17 protein-coding genes are annotated in these 19,485 nt (G+C 68.6%); 10 read left to right on the forward strand and 7 right to left on the reverse strand.

The window, feature by feature from the left end; genetic code table 11:
• Position 1: 1 nt before the first annotated feature.
• Positions 2 to 1,066 (forward strand): ABC transporter ATP-binding protein, encoded by a 1,065-nt coding sequence (locus ACFYOH_RS02780; protein ID WP_388620393.1) that lies wholly within the window; start codon positions 2 to 4, stop codon positions 1,064 to 1,066.
• A 55-nt stretch (positions 1,067 to 1,121) separates the two neighbouring features.
• Complete coding sequence (locus tag ACFYOH_RS02785; protein ID WP_388620396.1) at positions 1,122 to 2,243, forward strand: ABC transporter ATP-binding protein; 1,122 nt, start codon at positions 1,122 to 1,124, stop codon at positions 2,241 to 2,243.
• Here ACFYOH_RS02785 and ACFYOH_RS02790 read toward each other — a convergent pair.
• From ACFYOH_RS02790 to ACFYOH_RS02815, 6 genes are all read right to left on the reverse strand, one after another.
• Positions 2,240 to 2,980, reverse strand: a complete 741-nt coding sequence (locus ACFYOH_RS02790) for a class I SAM-dependent methyltransferase (protein WP_388620398.1) — start codon at positions 2,978 to 2,980, stop codon at positions 2,240 to 2,242. The two genes, ACFYOH_RS02785 and ACFYOH_RS02790, sit on opposite strands and share 4 nt — an antisense overlap.
• A 217-nt stretch (positions 2,981 to 3,197) precedes the next feature.
• The gene (locus ACFYOH_RS02795) at positions 3,198 to 4,256 is read right to left on the reverse strand and encodes an ABC transporter ATP-binding protein (protein ID WP_388620401.1); all 1,059 of its coding nucleotides are present in this window, start codon (positions 4,254 to 4,256) and stop codon (positions 3,198 to 3,200) included.
• Between the two features lie 26 nt (positions 4,257 to 4,282).
• The gene (locus ACFYOH_RS02800; protein ID WP_388620404.1) at positions 4,283 to 5,320 is read right to left on the reverse strand and encodes an ABC transporter ATP-binding protein; all 1,038 of its coding nucleotides are present in this window, start codon (positions 5,318 to 5,320) and stop codon (positions 4,283 to 4,285) included.
• Between the two features lie 46 nt (positions 5,321 to 5,366).
• Positions 5,367 to 6,347 carry an ABC transporter permease gene (locus tag ACFYOH_RS02805; protein WP_388620407.1) on the reverse strand — a complete coding sequence of 327 codons (981 nt, stop codon included), beginning with the start codon at positions 6,345 to 6,347 and terminating at the stop codon, positions 5,367 to 5,369.
• Positions 6,348 to 6,443: 96 nt separating this feature from the next.
• Positions 6,444 to 8,198: an ABC transporter substrate-binding protein gene (locus ACFYOH_RS02810; protein ID WP_388620410.1), complete on the reverse strand. Its 1,755-nt coding sequence runs from the start codon at positions 8,196 to 8,198 to the stop codon at positions 6,444 to 6,446.
• An 81-nt stretch (positions 8,199 to 8,279) separates the two neighbouring features.
• Positions 8,280 to 9,308 carry an ABC transporter permease gene (locus tag ACFYOH_RS02815; RefSeq protein ID WP_388620413.1) on the reverse strand — a complete coding sequence of 343 codons (1,029 nt, stop codon included), beginning with the start codon at positions 9,306 to 9,308 and terminating at the stop codon, positions 8,280 to 8,282.
• Between the two features lie 470 nt (positions 9,309 to 9,778).
• On the opposite strand from ACFYOH_RS02815, the gene ACFYOH_RS02820 reads away from it, so the two are divergent.
• The 5 genes from ACFYOH_RS02820 to ACFYOH_RS02840 are packed head-to-tail and all read left to right on the forward strand — an operon-like array spanning position 9,779 to position 15,343.
• Entirely contained in the window at positions 9,779 to 11,398 is a 1,620-nt protein-coding gene (locus ACFYOH_RS02820) for an ABC transporter substrate-binding protein (protein ID WP_388620416.1), read from the forward strand.
• Between the two features lie 5 nt (positions 11,399 to 11,403).
• Positions 11,404 to 12,327 (forward strand): ABC transporter permease, encoded by a 924-nt coding sequence (locus tag ACFYOH_RS02825; RefSeq protein ID WP_388620419.1) that lies wholly within the window; start codon positions 11,404 to 11,406, stop codon positions 12,325 to 12,327.
• Positions 12,320 to 13,300 (forward strand): ABC transporter permease, encoded by a 981-nt coding sequence (locus ACFYOH_RS02830; protein ID WP_388620422.1) that lies wholly within the window; start codon positions 12,320 to 12,322, stop codon positions 13,298 to 13,300. Before ACFYOH_RS02825 ends, ACFYOH_RS02830 begins: the two co-directional genes overlap by 8 nt.
• Before the next feature lie 5 nt (positions 13,301 to 13,305).
• Entirely contained in the window at positions 13,306 to 14,316 is a 1,011-nt protein-coding gene (locus ACFYOH_RS02835; RefSeq protein ID WP_388620425.1) for an ABC transporter ATP-binding protein, read from the forward strand.
• Positions 14,291 to 15,343, forward strand: coding sequence for an ABC transporter ATP-binding protein (locus ACFYOH_RS02840; RefSeq protein ID WP_388620428.1), 1,053 nt, complete (start codon positions 14,291 to 14,293; stop codon positions 15,341 to 15,343). The genes ACFYOH_RS02835 and ACFYOH_RS02840 overlap by 26 nt, the downstream gene beginning before the upstream one ends.
• Before the next feature lie 146 nt (positions 15,344 to 15,489).
• Here the strand turns inward: ACFYOH_RS02840 and ACFYOH_RS02845 are convergent, their stop codons facing one another.
• Entirely contained in the window at positions 15,490 to 17,628 is a 2,139-nt protein-coding gene (locus ACFYOH_RS02845) for a prolyl oligopeptidase family serine peptidase (protein ID WP_388620432.1), read from the reverse strand.
• Between the two features lie 164 nt (positions 17,629 to 17,792).
• Here ACFYOH_RS02845 and ACFYOH_RS02850 point away from each other — a divergent pair, with 164 nt between their 5' ends.
• The 3 genes from ACFYOH_RS02850 (at position 17,793) to ACFYOH_RS02860 (ending at position 19,332) form a co-directional block, all read left to right on the forward strand.
• Positions 17,793 to 17,987: a hypothetical protein gene (locus tag ACFYOH_RS02850; RefSeq protein WP_055707280.1), complete on the forward strand. Its 195-nt coding sequence runs from the start codon at positions 17,793 to 17,795 to the stop codon at positions 17,985 to 17,987.
• 74 nt (positions 17,988 to 18,061) lie between these two features.
• Positions 18,062 to 18,919: an N-acetyl-1-D-myo-inositol-2-amino-2-deoxy-alpha-D-glucopyranoside deacetylase gene (gene mshB / locus ACFYOH_RS02855; protein WP_388620435.1), complete on the forward strand. Its 858-nt coding sequence runs from the start codon at positions 18,062 to 18,064 to the stop codon at positions 18,917 to 18,919.
• On the forward strand, positions 18,916 to 19,332 hold the full coding sequence (locus ACFYOH_RS02860; RefSeq protein WP_388620438.1) for a DUF6113 family protein: 417 nt from the start codon (positions 18,916 to 18,918) through the stop codon (positions 19,330 to 19,332). The genes mshB and ACFYOH_RS02860 overlap by 4 nt, the downstream gene beginning before the upstream one ends.
• The last annotated feature ends 153 nt before the right edge of the window (positions 19,333 to 19,485 follow it).

Here is a 19,485-nt window from a genome sequence, read left to right on the forward strand (position 1 = left end):
CGTGACCACTCTGACCAAGGAAGCCGGTGCTCCGGTCCCGGCCGGCACGGGCACCCTCCTCTCCGTACGGGACCTGCACGTCAGCTTCAGGACCGAGGACGGCGTCGTACGGGCCGTGGACGGGCTCTCCTTCGACCTGGAGCGCGGCAGGACGCTCGGCATCGTGGGCGAGTCCGGCTCGGGCAAGTCGGTGACCAACCTGACCATCCTCGGCCTGCACAACCCCATGTTCACCACGGTCGAGGGCGAGATCCTGCTGGAAGGGCGGGAGCTGACCACGGCCCGGGAGTCCGAGCTGGAGAAGCTGCGCGGCAACAAGGTCGCCATGATCTTCCAGGACCCGCTCACCGCGCTCTCCCCGTACTACACGGTCGGCCGGCAGATCGCCGAGCCGTACCGGAAGCACACCGGCGCAGCCAAGAAGGAGGCCTGGGATCGCGCCGTGGAGATGCTCGGCAAGGTCGGCATCCCGAACCCGAAGGAGAGGGCGAAGGACTACCCGCACCAGTTCTCCGGCGGTATGCGCCAGCGCGCCATGATCGCCATGGCCCTGGTCTGCAACCCCGACCTGCTGATCGCCGACGAGCCGACGACCGCCCTGGACGTGACGGTCCAGGCGCAGATCCTCGATCTGCTCAAGGACCTGCAGCAGGAGTTCGGATCCGGCATCATCTTCATCACCCACGACCTGGGGGTGATCGCCGACATGGCCGACGACATCATGGTGATGTACGCGGGCGGTGCGGTGGAGCGGGGCACCACCCAAGAGGTGCTGCGCTCGCCCCGGCACCCGTACACCTGGGGCCTGCTGAACTCGATGCCGCGCCTGGACTCCGACCTCGGCGCCCAGCTCACCCCGATCCCCGGCACCCCGCCCTCGCTGCTCAATCCGCCGTCCGGCTGCCGTTTCCATCCGCGCTGCGGCTTCCAGGAGCGGGTGGAGGGCACGGGGCGATGTGTCCGCGAGCGCCCGCTGCTCGCCCCGGACCGGGCCTCCGCGTGCCATCTCACGGCGGAGCAGAAGCGGACCATCTTCATCGAAGAGATCAAGCCCCGTCTGGGCTAGTCGCCAGTCGTCAGTTGTCGGCCGTCAGCCGTCAGTTGTCCTAGGAGGACACGTCATGAAAGAGGACTTGGTCCTCCCGGCCCCGCGCGAGAGGAGCGCCGGCGCGGACGGGGAGCCGCTGCTGGAGGTCTCCGGCCTGACCAAGCACTTCCCCGTCAAGGGCGGCTTCCCGATCCGCCGGACCATCGGCGCGGTGCAGGCCGTGGACGGCGTCGACATCACCGTGCACGCGGGGGAGAGCTTCGGCCTGGTCGGCGAGTCGGGCTGCGGCAAGTCGACCACGGGCCGGCTGATCACCCGCCTGCTGGAGCCGACGAGCGGCACGATCACCTACCGCGGGCAGGACATCAGCCACGCCACGCGCAAGCAGCTCGCCCCGATCCGCTCCGAGATCCAGATGATCTTCCAGGACCCGTACTCGTCGCTGAACCCGCGGCAGACGGTCGGCAAGATCATCTCGGGTCCGATGGAGATCAACGACGTCAACCCGGCCGGCGGCCGGGAGAAGCGGGTCCGCGAGCTGCTGGAGATCGTGGGTCTGAACCCCGAGCACTTCAACCGCTTCCCGCACGAGTTCTCCGGCGGTCAGCGCCAGCGCATCGGCGTGGCCCGGGCGCTCGCCCTGGAGCCGAAGCTGATCGTGGCCGACGAGCCGGTCTCGGCGCTGGACGTCTCCATCCAGGCCCAGGTCGTGAACCTGCTCCAGAAGGTCCAGAACGAACTGGGCATCGCGTTCGTCTTCATCGCCCACGACCTGGCCGTCGTCCGCCACTTCTCGCACCGGGTGGCGGTGATGTACCTCGGCAAGATCATCGAGGTGGGGGACCGCGACTCCATCTACAACCGGCCGCGCCACCCGTACACGCACGCCCTGCTGTCCGCGGTGCCCGAGGTGAACCTGTCGGACGAGGACTCGGGCGGGCGCGAGCGCATCCGCCTGGCCGGCGATGTGCCCTCCCCCATCTCCCCGCCCTCCGGCTGCCGCTTCCGCACCCGCTGCTGGAAGGCCCAGGACAAGTGCGCGACCGAGGAGCCGCCGCTGGTCCAGATCTCCGGCAACCGCGACGGCCACCTGACGGCCTGCCACTTCCCGGAGGAGCCGACGACCGAGGCCCGGGACGAGGACATCGTGCTGGACCCGGCGCTGGCGGCGCTGGAGGAGGACGACAGGTCCTAGGCCGCCCGGGCCACGGTGATGATCTCGGGGCTGGCGGGGGTGACCGGCCCCCGCCCCCAGTCGCCGTACTGCTCCACGACCCTCAGCCCGGCCTCGGCGAGAAAGCCCTCCAGGGACTCCTCGTCCAGGAAGCGAAGGCTGCTGTGGCAGACCTGCGGGTCCGGCCACGCATCGCCGTCGTAGGTCTCGGTGAACCGCACCCGGCCGTCGACCAGACCGTCGCCCTGCACCTCGTGCCACACCCGCACCGGTCTCCCGTCCTCGGCGGTGATCTCGTACACCCGGTCCGGGGTCCAGCGTTCCCAGGGGCGGGCGGCCGGGTTGCGGGTCTCGAACACGAACCGCCCGCCGTCGCCGAGGGCCGCACGGGCCCCGCCCAGACAGTGCCGGATCTCCTCGTCCTCGACCAGCTCCTGGAAGGCGTGCCCGGTCATGACGACGAGGTCGAACTCCCCGTCCCACAGCCGGGTGCGCATGTCCCCGAGCACCCACTCGACATCCGGCCGGGCCCGCCGCGCCTGTACGAGCATGGCGGGGGCCGGATCGAGCCCCATCAGCCGGCCCCGGTGCCCCTCGGCCCGTGCCCGGCGCAGTAGCTGCCCGGTGCCGCACCCGATGTCCAGCACCGAGCGGGCCTGAAGCACCAGACCGAGGTAGAAGTCGTCGCCCGGCCGCCAGGGGTTGAGGCGGTCGTAGAGTGCGGCGAGCGTGAGATCGGTAAAGACATGATCTACCACCGCGGCAGTCTGACACATGATGCTGAACGGCGCGTCAGGTTCCGGCGCACTTCTTGAACGAATCTCAACTCTCGGTCCAGGCAGTCCCGTTGTGTGACGAAGGCCCGCGCCTGGGGAGGCGCGGGCCTTCGTCCCCTGGAAGCGGACGTTCAGGGCTCGGGTCAATGGGCCGGTGAAAGTCCGTTCCGCGAGGGGGCGGCTGACGAAAAGGGGTGTGTCAGGCCGCCGCCTCGGGGTCCTTGGAGAGACCGTCCTGAGAGGCACGGGGGGCGGGGATCGTCTCCTGCGTCTCAGGATAGTGGCACGCCGTCAGATGGCCGGGCTTGTTGCCCTCCACCTGCACCAGCGGAGGGGCCTCCGACGCGCACTTCTCCGTCGCCTTCCAGCAGCGGGTGCGGAAGCGGCAGCCGGAGGGCGGATTGATCGGCGAGGGCACGTCGCCGACCAGGCGGATGCGCTCGCGCGGCTCCTCGTCCACCGTCGCCTCGGGTACGGCGGAGAGCAGCGCCCGGGTGTAGGGGTGGCGCGGGTTGCCGTACAGGTCGTCGCGGTCGGCGATCTCGACGATCTTGCCGAGGTACATCACCGCGACGCGCTGCGAGAAGTGCCGGACGATCGCGAGGTCGTGGGCGATGAAGACGAACGCGATGCCGAGTTCCCGCTGCACCTTCTGGAGCAGGTTCACGACCTGGGCCTGGATGGAGACGTCCAGCGCGGAGACCGGCTCGTCGGCCACGATCAGCTTCGGCTCCAGGGCGAGCGCCCGGGCCACGCCGATGCGCTGGCGCTGACCGCCGGAGAACTCGTGCGGGAAGCGGTTGAAGTGCTCGGGGTTCAGACCCACGATCTCCAGCAGCTCGCGGACCCGCTTCTCCCGGCCGCCGGCCGGGTTGACGTCGTTGATCTCCATCGGACCCGAGATGATCTTGCCGACCGTCTGCCGCGGGTTCAGCGAGGCGTACGGGTCCTGGAAGATCATCTGGATCTCGGAGCGGATCGGCGCCAGGTCCCTGCGGCCCGCGTGCGTGATGTCCTGCCCGCGGTAGGTGATCTTGCCGCCGGTCGGCTCCAGCAGGCGGGTGATCAGCCGGCCGGTGGTCGACTTGCCGCAGCCCGACTCGCCGACGAGGCCCAGGCTCTCGCCCTCGCCGACCTGGAAGTCCAGCCCGTCCACGGCCTGCACCGCACCGACCGTACGGCGGATCGGGAAACCGCCCTTGATCGGGAAGTGCTTGGTGAGCCCGGAGACGTCCAGGAGGGGGTTCGTGTTGCTCATGGTCGTGAAGTCCCGTCTGCTGTCCGTCAGTTGTGCCGGGTTGCGGCGAAGTCGGCGAAGAGTTCCTGCTTCTGCTCCTGGGACAGGTGGCAGGCGGAACCTCGGCCCTCGGCCACCTCCAGCTGCGGGCGCTCGGTCGAGCACAGACCGCCGGCGACCTTCTCGGCGAACGCGCAGCGCGGGTGGAAGCGGCAGCCGGAGGGCGGGTTGAGCAGCGAGGGCGGGGAGCCGGGGATGGGGGAGAGCGGCACGTCGACCGGGCCGTCCAGGCTCGGCATCGAGTTCAGCAGGCCCAGCGTGTAGGGGTGGTCCGGGGCGCTCAGCACCTGCTTCTTGGTGCCCCGCTCCACACACCGGCCGCCGTACATCACCAGCACGTCGTCCGCGATGTCGGCGATGACGCCGAGGTCGTGCGTGATGAAGATGATCGCGGTGCCGAACTCCTGCTGGAGGTCCTTGAGCAGGTCCATGATCTGGGCCTGGACCGTCACGTCTAGGGCCGTGGTCGGCTCGTCGGCGATCAGCAGCTCCGGGTCGCAGACCAGCGCCATGGCGATCATCGCGCGCTGGCGCATACCGCCGGAGAACTGGTGCGGGTAGTCGTCCACACGGGTCTCGGGCTGGGGGATGCCGACGCGGCGGAGCATCTCTATCGCACGCTCCCGGGCCTCCTTCTTGGAGCAGCCGGTGTGCTTGCGGTACGTCTCCGCGATCTGGACGCCGACTTTGTGGTACGGCGACAGGGAGGCCAGCGCGTCCTGGAAGATCATGGACATCTTGTTGCCGCGCAGCTTCTCCAGGGTCCGCTCGGAGGCGGTGAGCAGTTCCTGCCCGTCGAGCAGGATCTCGCCCTCGATCGAGGTGCGCGCGGGGTCGTGCAGGCCCAGGATCGTCAGGTTGGTGACCGACTTGCCGGAGCCCGACTCGCCCACGATGCCGAGCGTCTGGCCCTTGGCCAGGTCGAAGCTGAGACCGTCGACGGCCTTGACGATGCCGTCCTCGGTCGAGAAGTGGACTTTTAGGTCCTTGATCGAGAGGAAGGGCTGCTGATCGGTGCTCGTCACGGGGACGCTCCAGGGGTGATGCGGGGGGTCGGGAGTGGGGCGGAGGTCAGGCGAGCCGGATCCGCGGGTCGATGAGGGCGTAGACGGCGTCCACGATGATGTTGAAGATCACGATCGCGCCGGCGGCCAGCACGGTCACGCCCAGCACCATGGGTAGGTCGCTCTTGTTGACGGCATCCAGCGCGAGCCGGCCGACGCCCTGGAGGCTGAAGACGGACTCGGTGATGATCGCGCCGCCGATGAGCGTGGCGAGGTCGATGCCGAAGATGGTGACGATCGGCCCCATCGCGCCGCGCCAGGCGAATCGGAAGAAGACCGCGCGGCGGGACAGACCCTTGGCCCGGGCCGTGCGGACGTAGTCCTCGTTGAGCGTCTCGACCAGCTGGGAGCGGGACATACGGGTGTAGTTGGCGGTGAAGATGATCGCCAACACCAGCCAGGGCAGCAGCAGCCCCGAGGCCCACTGGACGGGGTTGTCGGTGAGGGGGGTGTACGACGGGTTGTCGAGGATGCCGAGCTTGGCGACGAGGAAGTACATCGCGATGTAGCCGACGAAGTAGACCTGCAGCGAGGAGGCGATCAACGAGCCCGAACTGGCCAGCTTGTCCTGCCACTTGCCCTGCTTGACCGCCGCGAGCATGCCGGCGCCGACACCGAAGATGAGGAATACGACGGCCGAGCCGAAGGCGAGGGACAGGGTCAGCGGGAGCCGGTCCATGATCGTGCCGAGGACGGGCTCGCGGTTGGCGAACGAGTACCCGAGGCAGGGGGCACTGCAGTTACCGAAGTCGCCGTAGCTGCGCCCGACGAAGATGCCCTTGAGCCAGTACCAGTACTGGACCGGGACCGGGTGGTCGATGCCCAGGTTGTGCCGGACCTGCTTGAGCATGTCGGGCGTGCAGTTCTTGCCGCAGGACATCATGGCGGGGTCACGCGGGATGGCGTAGAAGAGCCAGAAGGTGACGGCGCTGATGATCAGCAGGATCACCAGCGCGCCGAGAACTCGGCGGACAAGGAAGCGGAGCATGGGGCGTGACTTTCCGGACGGGGCGCCGTCGCCGGGATAGGGGGGTGGGCCGGAGGGGGCGGCCAGGTCGTGGCCGCCCCCGTGGGTCGAGCGTGCTTACTTCTTGGCGTACAGCTTGCAGAGCGCGACGCAGGTGTTGCCGGGGTCGTACACGACGTTGCCGACCTTGGACCCGTACATCCAGTTGCGGATGGAGTGGTAGTCCGGGACGCAGGCCGCAAGCTCCATGATCTGTCGGTCGATGGCGGCCCAGGCCTTGTTGGCGGCGTTGATGTCGCTGATGGCGGCGGCCGCGTCGATCGCCTTGTTCACGCTCGGGTCGTTCAGCTGGGCGTAGTTGCTGCGGCCGTCGCCGATGTTCTTGCCGCTCCAGCACGGGTAGAAGACCGAGTAACCGGCCGGCCAGTCCGGGCTCCAGCCGGCCGCGAACAGGTCGTAGCCGTTGTTGATCTTGCCGATCTGCGTGTAGAAGGTGGTCTTGTCGACCTGCTGGTTGACCACCTGGAAACCGGCCGCCTCGAGCGCGTTCTTGATCGCGACGGCCTGCTTCACGGAGTTGTCGGACTGCTGGTAGGCGATGACCAGCTTCTGGCCGATCTTGCCGGCCTCCTTCAGCAGGGCCTTGGCCTTGACCGGGTCGCCACCGGGCTTCTTGTCCGTGCCGTAGAGGTCGAACTTCTCGTAGCCGGGGGTGATCGTGCTGAAGATGGTGGTGGCCAGCGCGCTGGTGGCCGCGCCGCCGCGGATGGTCTGCAGCTGCTGGTGCGGCCACGCGTAGTTGATGGCTTGGCGGACCTTGACGTCCTTGATCCGGGTGGTGTTGATCGGCCAGTAGTAGGTGACCGCGTCGATCTGGGTGAGGACGCGCTTCTTCAGCGTGGCGTTGGTCATGACCTGCGCGATGCGCTCGGGCGCGACCTCGTTGAAGATCGACATCGTGTACTGGTCGTTGCCCTTGTCCGCGATGTAGCGGTCGGTGGAGGCGACCAGTTCGAAGCCGAACTGGAAGACGTACTGGTCCGGGTACGCGTTGCGCATGGAGTCCGTCTTCGGGTCCCAGTGCTCGTTGCGCACGTAGGTCAGCGACTTGCCGATGTCACGGCTGCCGATCTTGTACGGGCCGAGCGCGAAGGGGCGCTTGTCGTACTTCTCCTTGGTGTCGTTCTTCTTGTTGACGAAACCGTAGCCCGGCATCGCGAGCGTGTAGTTGAAGTCGGGGCGCGGCTCGGTCAGGTGGAAGGTGACCGTGTTGCCGGAGATCTCCAGCGAGTCGAGGTGCTTGCCGTCGTACGGGCCCTTGTACTTGTCGCCGCCGACCAGCCACTGCTGGACGTAGCGCGGACCCTCGGTGACGAAGGAGGCGAAGAGGCGCTCGAAGGTGTGGCGGACGTCGTCCATGGAGAGGGCGGAGCCGTCCTCCCACTTGATGCCGTCCTTGATCGTGAAGGACCAGGTCTTGCCGCCGTTCTTCATGGTGCCGGCGTCGGTGGCGACGTCGCCGACGAGGATGGCCCCGCCCTTGTCGTCGACCTTGTAGCCGGTCAGACCGCGCAGGATCGGGCGGGTGATGGCACCCTCGGTCGCGACATAGATCTGCGCCGGGTCCAGGTGGTCCATGTCGAACTGGTCGAGCGAGTAGATCGTCCCGCCCTTGACCGCGCCCGGGACCTCGGGGGCCGGACCCGTCGAGTCGGCCTTGGTGCCGACCGGGATGTTCGTGGCCTTGGCGTTGCTGACCGACGGGATGTTCTTGTCGGTGGCTTTGCTGCCGCTGCTGCAGGCGCTCAGCACAGTCGTGGAGGCCGCGGCCACACCGGTGGCGATCAGGAAGTTTCTGCGAGAAAAGGACATGCTGAGCCTGCCTATACGGGTCAGATCGAAGGGTCGGGACCAGCCGGACGTCGTCGAACCGGGCCGGGTGGGACGGGGGTGCTACCGCTTGGACTTCGGGTCGAGCGCGTCGCGTACGGAGTCGCCGAGCAGGTTGAAGGCGACCACGAAGATCACCATCGAGATGCCCGGGAAGAGCATGAAGGTGATGTCCTGGGAGTAGAACGAGGCGCCTCGGGCGATCATCACGCCCCAGTCCGGGGTCGGGTCGATCATGCCGACGCCGAGGAAAGAGAGCCCGGCCTCGGTCGTCACCAGAGTCGGAAGCAGCAGTGTGGACTGGATGATGATCGGCGTCCACAGGTTCGGCAGCAGCTCCTTGAACACGATGCGCATCGGGGAGGCGCCCGTGACCTTGGCCGCCTCGACGAACTCGCGCTCGCGCAGGCCGAGTACCTGGCCGCGGAGCAGACGCGCGATGGAAGCCCAGCCGAACACGGTCAGCACCACGATCAGGCCGGTGGCGCGCAGCCAGGTCGGGATGTTCTCGTCGGGGGCGACGAAGATGCCGTAGACGACCGGCATGAACGCGATGAAGAACAGAGTGGACGGGAACGACAGCAGGATGTCGATGACCCGGCCGACGAGGTAGTCGGTCTTGCCGCCCAGATAGCCCGCGGTGGTGCCGACCGCGACTCCGATGACCACGGTGAGGATCGTGGCAGCCAGGGAGATGCCCAGGGAGGTCCGGATGCCGTACAGCAGGAACGTGAAGACGTCCCGGCCGAGCTGGGGCTCGACGCCGAACCAGAACTGGGAACTCATGCCGCCGTTCGGGCCGGCCGGGTACGAGAACGCGTCGAGCAGGCTCGGGTTCTGGCTCGCGTACGTCGTGTACGGGTCCTTGCCGTACAGCTTCGCGATGAGCGGAGCGGCGATCGCGATCACGAAGAAGAAGATCACGACATACGCGGATATAACGCCCGTCTTGTCGCGCTTGAAGCGCTTCCAGGCGAGCCGCCCCGGAGAGCGACTCTCGCTGCCCTTCGAACCGCCGGAAGTGGTCGACTTCGCCGCGGTCTCGTCGGTCACCTCAAGCGGGGCGGCCGGGGATGGAGTTGGGGGGGTCATGGTGCTCCTGGCCCAAGGGAGGGTCTGATGACTCCGCAGGGCGCTCCCCTACGGGCTACGCCGGACTTTTTCAACGCAATTCATGCAGGGTCAATAAATTCTCGGTCGCCTTGGTTGCGTCTTTGCGTTCTTTACTCGTACTTGATCATTCCGTAGCTACGCGGGTAGCACGCCGTAATCAATCCGTGCTTCACATCCGACAAACAGAACTAATCGGTCGATGGGTTCGATATGCGGACGGTGGTGTGTCGACATGCGTACATCGACGCGTCGCAATCCAACGTTTCGGCATCGTTGTACGAAGATCTATTGCGCTGTCTCCCGCGATCGTCCAGGTGCCCCCGACCGCTGCCTGCTTTCGACTGACGTGTCCCGCCGACGGCCCCTCAATCCCGTGGTCAGCGTGCGGTGTGTGATCGTATGAGCCGATATTGACCGGTATCGGATCTGTGCGCGCGGAGGAGGCAGCCATGCGGGGTGTCAGGCACGCCCGATGGGCCGCCTGCGTGATCGCCGCCGGGCTCCTGGCCACCGCCTGCGGTGGTGGCGGCGGCTTCGGCGGTGCCGGGGTGCTGACCTCGTCCTGGGGCGACCCGCAGAACCCGCTGGAGCCCGCCAACACCAATGAGGTGCAGGGCGGCAAGGTCCTCGACATGATCTTCCGGGGCCTGAAGAAGTACGACCCGAAGACCGGCAAGGCCCAGAACTGGCTCGCCGCCTCCATCGACACCCGGGACTCGCAGAACTTCACGATCAGGCTGAAGAACGGCTGGACCTTCTCCGACGGCGAGAAGGTGACCGCCCACTCCTTCGTGGACGCCTGGAACTACGGGGCGAGCCTGCGGAACAACCAGAAGAACGCCTACTTCTTCGCCTACATCGACGGCTACGACAAGGTCCACCCCGACAGCGGCGCCCAGACCGCCGACACCCTGTCCGGACTGAAGGTGATCGACGACCACACCTTCACCGTCCGGCTGGGCCAGAAGTTCTCCAGCTTCCCCGACACCCTCGGCTACGCGGCCTTCGCCCCGCTGCCCCGCACCTTCTTCACCGACCACGCCGCCTGGCTGAAGAAGCCGGTGGGCGACGGGCCCTACCGGATCGAGTCGTACACCAGGGGCTCGGCGATGAACCTGAAGAAGTGGGACGGCTACCCCGGCCCCGACCCGGCGCGGAACGTCGGCGTGACCCTCCTGGTGTACACCGACAACAACACCGCCTACACCGACGTGCTGGCCGGCAACCTCGACCTGGTCGACGACGTGCCCTCCACCCAGCTCAAGAACGTCGAGACCGATCTGAACGGCCGCTACATCAACACCCCGGCGGGCATCCTGCAGACCTTGGCCTTCCCGTACTACGACCCGAAGTGGAACACCCCCGGGGCGCGGAAGGTCCGCACGGGCCTGTCGATGGCGATCAACCGGAAGCAGATCACCGAGACCATCTTCCGGAACACCCGCACCCCCGCCACCGACTGGACCTCCCCGGTCCTCGGCACGGCCGGCGGCTACCAGCCCGGACTGTGCGGCCACGCCTGCGACTACGACCCCGCGCAGGCCAGGAAGCTCATCCAGGAGGGCGGCGGGATCCCCGGCGGCCAGCTGAAGATCACCTACAACGCGGACAGCGGCTCGCACAAGCAATGGGTGGACGCCGTGTGCAACTCCGTCAACAATGCCCTCGGCAACAACAAGGCCTGCGTGGGCAACCCCGTCGGCACCTTCGCCGACTTCCGCAACCAGATCGGGCAGCACAAGATGACCGGCCCCTTCCGGGCCGGCTGGCAGATGGACTACCCGTTGATCCAGAACTTCCTGCAGCCGCTGTACTACACGGGCGCCTCCTCCAACGACGGCAAGTGGTCCAACGGGCAGTTCGACCGCCTCGTCGACCGGGCCAACGCCGAGACCGGGCAGGCCGCGGCCGTCCGGCTGTTCCAGCGGGCCGAGGAGGTCGTCCGCGACAACATGGCGGCCATCCCGCTCTGGTACCAGAACGGCAGCGCCGGATACACCTCAAGGCTCTCCCACGTGGCGCTCAACCCCTTCAGCGTGCCGGTCTACAACGAGATCAAGGTGGGCTGATCCCCATGGGGCGCTATGTCGCGCGGCGGCTGCTCCAGATGATCCCCGTGTTCATCGGGTCCACCCTGCTGATCTTCCTCATGGTCAACGTGATGGGCGACCCCATCGCCGGCCTGTGCGGCGAGCGGGCCTGCGATCCCGCGACGGCCGCCCAGCTCAAGCGGGAGTTCGGCTTGGACAAGCCGCTCTGGCAGCAGTACCTCACCTACATGGGCAACGTCTTCACCGGAGACTTCGGTACGGCGTTCAACGGCCAGAAGGTCACCGAGCTGATGGGAACGGCGTTCCCCGTCACCATCCGGCTCACGATCGTCGCCATCCTCTTCGAGATCGTCGTCGGTGTGACACTGGGCGTGCTTACGGGCATGCGGCGCGGCCGGCCCGTCGACACCGGGGTGCTGCTGGCCACCCTGGTGGTGATCTCCGTACCCACCTTCGTCACCGGTCTGCTGCTCCAGCTGCTGCTCGGCGTCCAGTGGGGCTGGATCAGGCCGTCCGTCTCGGCGTACGCGACCTTCGGCGAGCTGATCGTGCCCGGCCTGGTCCTCGCCTCCGTCTCCCTCGCCTACGTCACCCGGCTGACCCGGACCTCCCTCGCGGAGAACAAGCGGGCCGACTACGTCCGCACGGCGGTCGCCAAGGGCCTGCCCCGGCGCCGGGTCGTCGTCCGTCATCTGCTGCGCAACTCGCTGATCCCCGTGGTCACCTTCATCGGTGCCGACATCGGCGCGCTGATGGGCGGCGCGATCGTCACCGAGCGGATCTTCAACATCCACGGCGTCGGCTTCCAGCTCTACCAGGGCATCCTGCGCCAGAACACGCAGACGGTCGTCGGTTTCGTGACGGTCCTCGTCCTGGTGTTCCTCGTCGCCAACCTCCTGGTCGACCTCCTGTACGCCGTACTCGACCCGAGGATCCGCTATGCCTGAACAGCCGTACGAGCCCGAGGGTGCGATCGCCGGGACCGGCATGGGAGGAGCGATGGACCTGGGCGCGAGCGAGGCCGCCACGCTGGAGCGGACCCCGGGGGGACCCGAGGGCACGGGACCGGCGGGCAGGCCGCGCTCCCTGTGGTCCGACGCCTGGCGGGACCTGCGCCGCAACCCGGTCTTCCTGATCTCCGCCGTGGTGATCCTCTTCCTCGTGCTCATCTCCGTCTGGCCCTCGGCGATCGCCTCCGGCAGCCCGCTCACCTGCGACCTCGCCAAGGCCCAGGACGGCCCGGGCCCGGGCGCGCCCTTCGGGTACGACGGCCAGGGCTGCAACGTCTACACGCGCACGGTGTACGGCGCCCGTACGTCCGTCACGGTGGGCGTGCTGGCGACGCTCGGGGTGGGCGTCCTCGGGTCGGTCCTGGGGGCCCTGGCGGGCTACTTCGGCGGCGTCTGGGACTCGATCCTGTCCCGGATCACCGACATCTTCTTCGCCATCCCGGTCGTCCTCGGCGGTCTGGTCCTGCTCTCCGTGGTCACCAGCAACACGGTCTGGCCGGTCATCGGCTTCATGGTGCTGCTCGGCTGGCCGCAGATCGGCCGCATCGCCCGCGGCTCGGTCATCACCGCCAAGCAGAACGACTACGTCCAGGCCGCCCGCGCCCTCGGCGCCTCCGACTCCCGCATCCTGCTGCGCCACATCGCCCCGAACGCCCTGGCCCCGGTGATCGTGGTGGCGACCATCGCACTGGGCACCTACATCGCGCTGGAGGCGACCCTGTCGTACCTCGGCGTGGGCCTGAAACCGCCCAGCGTCTCCTGGGGCATCGACATCTCCGCCGCCTCCCCCTACATCCGCAACGCTCCCCACGCCCTCCTGTGGCCCTCGGGCGCCCTGGCCATCACGGTCCTGGCCTTCATCATGCTCGGCGACGCGGTCCGCGACGCCCTCGATCCGAAGTTGAGGTGACGGCCGTGCGAGGCGATGGCGGCGCGCTGCTCGAAGTGCGGGATCTGCGGGTGGAGTTCCGGACCCGGGACGGGATCGCGCATGCCGTCAACGGGGTGAGTTGCGAGGTGGACGCGGGGGAGACCCTGGCCGTGCTCGGCGAGTCGGGGTCTGGCAAGTCCGTGACCGCGCAGGCCGTGATGGGGATCCTCGACACCCCACCGGGCAAGGTCACGGGCGGTCGGATCCTGTTCCAGGGGCGGGATCTGCTCACCCTGAAAGAAGAGGAGCGCAGGAGGATCCGCGGCGCCGAAATGGCGATGATCTTCCAGGACGCGCTATCGGCGCTCAACCCGGTGCTCTCCGTGGGGGACCAGCTCGGCGAGATGTTCGTCGTGCACCGCGGGATGTCCAAGAAGGACGCGCGGCGCACGGCGGTCGAGCTGATGGAGCGGGTGCGCATCCCGGCCGCGGCCCAGCGGGTGCGGGACTATCCCCACCAGTTCTCCGGCGGTATGCGCCAGCGCATCATGATCGCCATGGCGCTGGCTCTGGAACCGGCGCTCATCATCGCCGACGAACCGACGACGGCGTTGGACGTCACCGTCCAGGCCCAGGTCATGGACCTGCTCGCGGAGCTGCAGCGCGAGTACCACATGGGGCTGATCCTGATCACCCATGATCTGGGGGTGGTCGCGGACGTGGCCGACCGGATCGTGGTCATGTACGCCGGGAAGATCGTCGAGTCCGCGCCCGTCCGCGACATCTACAAGGCCCCGGCCCACCCCTACACCCGCGGCCTGCTGGACTCCATCCCGCGCCTGGACCAGAAGGGACAGCAGCTGTACGCCATCAAGGGCCTGCCGCCGAACCTGATGCACATCCCGCCGGGCTGCTCCTTCCACCCGCGCTGCCCGATGGCGCGGGAGGTCTGCCGCACCGACGAACCCCCGCTGTACGAGGTCTCCGGAACCCGCGGCAGCGCCTGCCACTTCTGGAGGGAGTGCCTCGATGACGTCGACGACCTCGACCACTGAGCCCATCCTCGAAGTGATCGGGCTGGTCAAGTACTACCCCCTCACCCGGGGCATCCTCTTCAAGAAGCAGATCGGCGCGGTGAAGGCCGTCGACGGCGTCGACTTCACCCTCGGCAAGGGCGAAACCCTCGGCATCGTCGGCGAGTCGGGCTGCGGCAAGTCCACGGTCGCCAAGCTGCTCTGCAACCTGGAGCGCCCCACGGCCGGCTCCATCAGGTTCAAGGGCGAGGACATCACCAAGCTGTCCGGCAAGGCCCTGAAGGCCGTACGCCGCAACATCCAGATGGTCTTCCAGGATCCGTACACCTCCCTCAACCCCCGTATGACGGTCGGCGACATCATCGGGGAGCCGTACGACATCCACCCCGAGGCCGCGCCCAAGGGCGACCGCCGGCGCAGGGTCCAGGAACTGCTGGACGTGGTCGGCCTCGACCCGGAGTACGTCAACCGCTATCCGCACCAGTTCTCCGGCGGCCAGCGCCAACGCATCGGCATCGCACGGGGGTTGGCGCTGCGCCCGGAGGTGATCGTCGCCGACGAGCCGGTGTCCGCCCTCGACGTCTCGATCCAGGCCCAGGTGATCAACCTCCTGGACCGCCTCCAGTCGGAGTTCGACCTCTCCTATGTCTTCATCGCGCACGACCTGTCCATCGTCCGGCACATCTCCGACCGGGTGGGGGTGATGTACCTCGGGCGGATCGTGGAGATCGGCCGGGACGCCGAGATCTACGAGCACCCCACGCATCCCTACACCCAGGCCCTGCTCTCGGCGGTCCCGGTACCGGATCCCACGGCCCGGGAACAGCGCGAGCGGATCATCCTCAGCGGAGACGTGCCCTCGCCGACGAACATCCCCTCCGGCTGCCGCTTCCGCACCCGCTGCTGGAAGGCGCAGGAGCGCTGCGTCCGGGAGGTGCCGGCCCTGGCGGTACCGGCCGTCTTCCGCGACACCTCCGGCCCGGCGGCCCACGCCTCGGCCTGCCACTTCGCGGAGGAGAAGCGGGTGGTGCCGGCGGAGGACTCGTAGGGGTACGCGTACGGCAGCGGGCCGGGATGACATGGCGCACCCCGGCCCGCTTACGGCACCCGCACGGCCGTACGCTGATCAGCGTGCCGCGTCCGTATATCGGTACCGATTCCGTGCAGTTGCCTGCGTGTTAACGCAGTTCACGGTCATTTTCCCTGCTGGGGCAGCGAACGCCGGAGGAAGTCCAGCTGGAGCAGCAGCAGGTTCTCCGCGACGGTCTCCTGCGGGGTCATGTGCGTCACCCCGGACAGCGGCAGGACCTCGTGCGGGCGGCCGGCGGCGAGGAGGGCGGAGGACAGCCGCAGGGAATGGGCGACGACGACGTTGTCATCCGCAAGCCCGTGAATGATCATCATCGGGCGGTGCGGCTCGGCCGGGCCGACCAGGCCCGCGTCGTCGATCACTGAGTTGCGGCTGTAGACCTCCGGCTGCTCGCCCGGCAGGCCCAGATAGCGCTCCTGGTAGTGGGTGTCGTACAGCCGCAGATCCGTGACCGGGGCGCCGACGACCGCCGCGTGGAAGACGTCCGGGCGGCGCAGTACCGCCAGTGCCGCCAGATAGCCGCCGAAGGACCAGCCGCGGATGCCCACCCGGTCGAGGTCCAGTGGGAACTCACCGGCGAGCGCGTGCAGCGCGTCCACCTGGTCCTGGAGTACGACGGCCGCCAGCTCGTCCCGGACCGCCTTCTCCCAGGTCGGCGAGTGCCCCGGAGTGCCCCGCCCGTCCGCCACGACCACCGCGAAACCCTGGTCGGCGAACCACTGGGAGGTGAGGTGGGCGTTGTGCGCGGCGAGCACCCGCTGGCCGTGCGGGCCGCCGTAGGGGTCCATGAGGACGGGCAGGGGAGTGTCACCGTGGTAGTCCCGTGGCATAAGCACGGCGCACGGGATTCGGCGTGCGCCCCCCTGGGTCAGCGTCACCCGTGGGGAGAAACCGGGACTTTCGGCGTACGAGGGGACAGTCGCCGCCGGTTTTCCGTCACGCAGTACCTGGACACGGGAGCCGGGAGTGTCCGGCGTCGCGGACACCAGCACGGTCACACCGCCGACGCGCACCGCCGAGTGCACCCCGGGCTCCTGCGACACGCGCTCCACGCCCAGCTCGTTCACCCGGTACACATGGACCTCGCCGGTCTCCGGCGCCTGCGCCTCCGTGCCCGCCGAGGCGGAAACCAGCACGTCGTCGTCGCCCACGTCCAGCACCGCCCGGACGTGCAGCTGAGCGCTGGTCAACGGCCGTTCGCCGACCGTCAGCACTCGTGCGCCGCCCTCGTCCGCGATCCGGACAAGCTGCCCGGACGGGCTCCAGCAGGGCACTCCAGGGAAAAGTTCCAGCCAACTTGGATCTTCATCGGCGTGCACCATCCGGGTGGCCCCCGTCTCCGGGTCCACCGCCAGGAACAGCTGGCTGCGCTGGTCCCGCGCCTGCACCAGCAACAGCGGCGCACCCGCCGTTGACCAGTGCACACGGGCAAGATACGGATAGCGGGACCGGTCCCACGCGACCTCCGTGCGCTCCCCGTCGAGCCCGATCACGAACAGCCGTACGTCCGCGTTCGGTGTGCCCGCGGCCGGGTACGCGATGTCGATCGGCTCGCGTTCCGGGTGGGCCGGGTCCGCGATCCACCACCGCTTCACCGGCGTGTCGTCCACGCGCGCCACGAGCAGCCGGCGCCCGTCGGGCGCCCACCAGAATCCCCGCGAACGGCCCATTTCCTCGGCCGCGATGAACTCGGCGAGCCCGTACGTGACCCGTCCCGGTCCGTCCGTGGGCTCCGGCTCGGCGAGCGCCCGGTCGCCCTCGCCCTCGGCGCCCACCACCCGCAGCGCGCCCTGCGCGACATACGCGATGTGCCGGCCGTCGGGGGAGGGCCGAGGGTCGATCACCGGTCCCGGGACCCGGAGTTCCCGTGCGGTACCGGCCCGCAGCTCGGCCGCGAAAAGCCGCCCCGACAAGGCGAAAGCCGCCAACTCCACGGCCGTGTCGGTGGCATAGCCGACGATGCCGGCACCGCCCTCCCGGCTGCGCTCGCGGCGCGCCCGCTCCTCGGCCGAGAGCTCTTCGGAGGCGCCGCCGAGGAGGGCGTCGGGATCGGCCGCCAGACGCTCTGCGCGGTCCGGAAGGTCCATGACCCAAAGGGAGTTGGCCCGGTCGGTGCCGGAGGCGGAGCGCAGGAACGCGACACGCGCACCGTCGGGTGCCACCGTGAACGCACGCGGCGCGCCGAGCGTGAACCGCTGGGTGCGGGCGTACCGACGGGGGAAGGAGTCAGACTCGGTCGTCATACCCCGACCATATTGGCCATGCGCCCCCTTGTGCGGCCGTGCGCCGCGCGATGCGCGAGCACGGATAGTTATGATCACTACCGCTGTGTGGGTATGAACCTGCTGGCGTCTGCATGGATTTGCTCAACTGATCTAGATCTGACGATCTTTGGAGGTGAGCCGCCGTGGCACTCTCGATTTCGGCGGTGGTGCTGCTGGCGATCATCGTCTTCCTGCTGATCAAGAAGTCAGGGCTGAAGGGTGGTCATGCGCTCGTCTGCATGCTGCTCGGTTTCTACCTCGCCTCCTCGACCGTCGCCCCCACGATCAGCCAGCTGACGACCAACGTCGCCAGCATGATCAGCAGCATCAAGTTCTGAGGTGGGGTGTGACTCCCCGCGCCGCCCCACCCCGGCGACCCCCCAAGGCGCCCCCCTCCTCGTAGGGTGGACCCATGACGGAACTCCCCGCCCGGCGTCTTCTCCTGGTGCATGCGCATCCGGACGACGAGTCGATCAACAACGGCGCCACCATGGCCAGGTATGCGGCCGAGGGTGTGCATGTGACCCTGGTCACCTGCACCCTCGGCGAGCGGGGTGAGGTCATCCCGCCGGAGCTTCGGCACCTGACCGGCCCGGCGCTGGGCGCGCACCGGCGCGGGGAGCTGGCCGCCGCCACCCGCGCGCTGGGCGTGGGCGACGCTCGGCTGCTCGGCGGCGCGGGGCGGTACGGCGACTCCGGAATGATGGGCATTCCGGACAATGACGACCCCGGATGCTTCTGGCAGGCCGACGTGGACGAGGCCGCCGGGTATCTGGCCGACGTGATCCTCGAGGTGCGGCCCCAGGTCCTCGTCACCTATGACGACAACGGCGGCTACGGCCACCCGGACCACATCCAGGCCCACCGCGTCGCCATGCGGGCCGTCGGGCTCGCGGCCGAGCGCGGCCACCGCATCGCCAAGGTCTACTGGAACCGCGTCCCGCGCTCGGTCGCCGAGGACGCCTTCGCCCGGCTCCAGGACGAGCTGGCCGTGCTGCCCTTCGAGAAGAGCGCCACCGTCGCCGACGTACCCGGTGTGGTGGACGACGAGCGGATCACCACCGTCGTCGACGGGTCCGCCCACGCCGCCGCCAAGGCCGCCGCGATGCGCGCCCACGTCACCCAGATCGAGGTGGCCGAGCCCTACTTCGCGCTCTCCAACGAACTGGCCCAGCCGCTGTTCACCACCGAGTACTACGAGTTGGTGCGCGGCGCGGGCCGCCCCGGGGAGACCGACCTGTTCGCGGGCATCGAGGAGGCGGCGGCATGAGCAGCAACGGACAGGGCCCGCTGCTCGCCCAGCCGCTGCAGCGGCCCTCGGCGGGGCGGATCGCCGCCTATGTCGGACTCTTCCTGCTCGGCGCCGTCATCGGCCTCGCCGGTTCCCTGCTCCAGGCCGCCTGGTTCCCCGGCGGGCTGCTGCTCGCTCTCGCGGGCGCGGCCGGGCTGTTCCTCGGCGGGGCGTACGCCACGGGCGGCCGGGGCGGGGCGGTCGCCCCGGTGGCGGGCTGGATCATCACCGTCATCCTGCTCACCACCTCACGCCCCGAGGGCGACTTCCTGTTCGGCGCGGGACTCGGCTCCTATCTCTTCCTGCTCGGCGGTATGGCCGTCGCTGTGATCTGTGCCACCCTTGGCGCCGGGCGGCAACCTCGGGGCGGTCCCGCCCGACTTGGCAAGTGACGTACCACTTCGCCGTGCGGCGCAGGTGCGAGTCCGGTGTGGGTTTCCTCGGCGGTCATGGGATAAGCGCCAGAAGTGGCCAGTATGGTGGTGCGCGCCGCCGAGCCGCCCGAGCTAGTTGAGGTCGAAACGGGCGGCGAAGCCAACTGGGAG

The organism is Streptomyces sp. NPDC007856 (assembly GCF_042868225.1).
Lineage (GTDB): Bacteria > Actinomycetota > Actinomycetes > Streptomycetales > Streptomycetaceae > Streptomyces.

Bases quoted from the DNA above. Each gene is read 5' to 3' on its own strand.
- ACFYOH_RS02845 (WP_388620432.1), bottom strand. From the start codon at position 17,628: ATGACGACCGAGTCTGACTCCTTCCCCCGTCGGTACGCCCGCACCCAG.
- ACFYOH_RS02830 (WP_388620422.1), top strand. From the start codon at position 12,320: ATGCCTGAACAGCCGTACGAGCCCGAGGGTGCGATCGCCGGGACCGGC.
- ACFYOH_RS02785 (WP_388620396.1), top strand. From the start codon at position 1,122: ATGAAAGAGGACTTGGTCCTCCCGGCCCCGCGCGAGAGGAGCGCCGGC.
- ACFYOH_RS02805 (WP_388620407.1), bottom strand. From the start codon at position 6,347: ATGCTCCGCTTCCTTGTCCGCCGAGTTCTCGGCGCGCTGGTGATCCTG.
- mshB (WP_388620435.1), top strand. From the start codon at position 18,062: ATGACGGAACTCCCCGCCCGGCGTCTTCTCCTGGTGCATGCGCATCCG.
- ACFYOH_RS02860 (WP_388620438.1), top strand. From the start codon at position 18,916: ATGAGCAGCAACGGACAGGGCCCGCTGCTCGCCCAGCCGCTGCAGCGG.
- ACFYOH_RS02795 (WP_388620401.1), bottom strand. From the start codon at position 4,256: ATGAGCAACACGAACCCCCTCCTGGACGTCTCCGGGCTCACCAAGCAC.
- ACFYOH_RS02810 (WP_388620410.1), bottom strand. From the start codon at position 8,198: ATGTCCTTTTCTCGCAGAAACTTCCTGATCGCCACCGGTGTGGCCGCG.
- ACFYOH_RS02825 (WP_388620419.1), top strand. From the start codon at position 11,404: ATGGGGCGCTATGTCGCGCGGCGGCTGCTCCAGATGATCCCCGTGTTC.
- ACFYOH_RS02815 (WP_388620413.1), bottom strand. From the start codon at position 9,308: ATGACCCCCCCAACTCCATCCCCGGCCGCCCCGCTTGAGGTGACCGAC.
- ACFYOH_RS02840 (WP_388620428.1), top strand. From the start codon at position 14,291: ATGACGTCGACGACCTCGACCACTGAGCCCATCCTCGAAGTGATCGGG.
- ACFYOH_RS02820 (WP_388620416.1), top strand. From the start codon at position 9,779: ATGCGGGGTGTCAGGCACGCCCGATGGGCCGCCTGCGTGATCGCCGCC.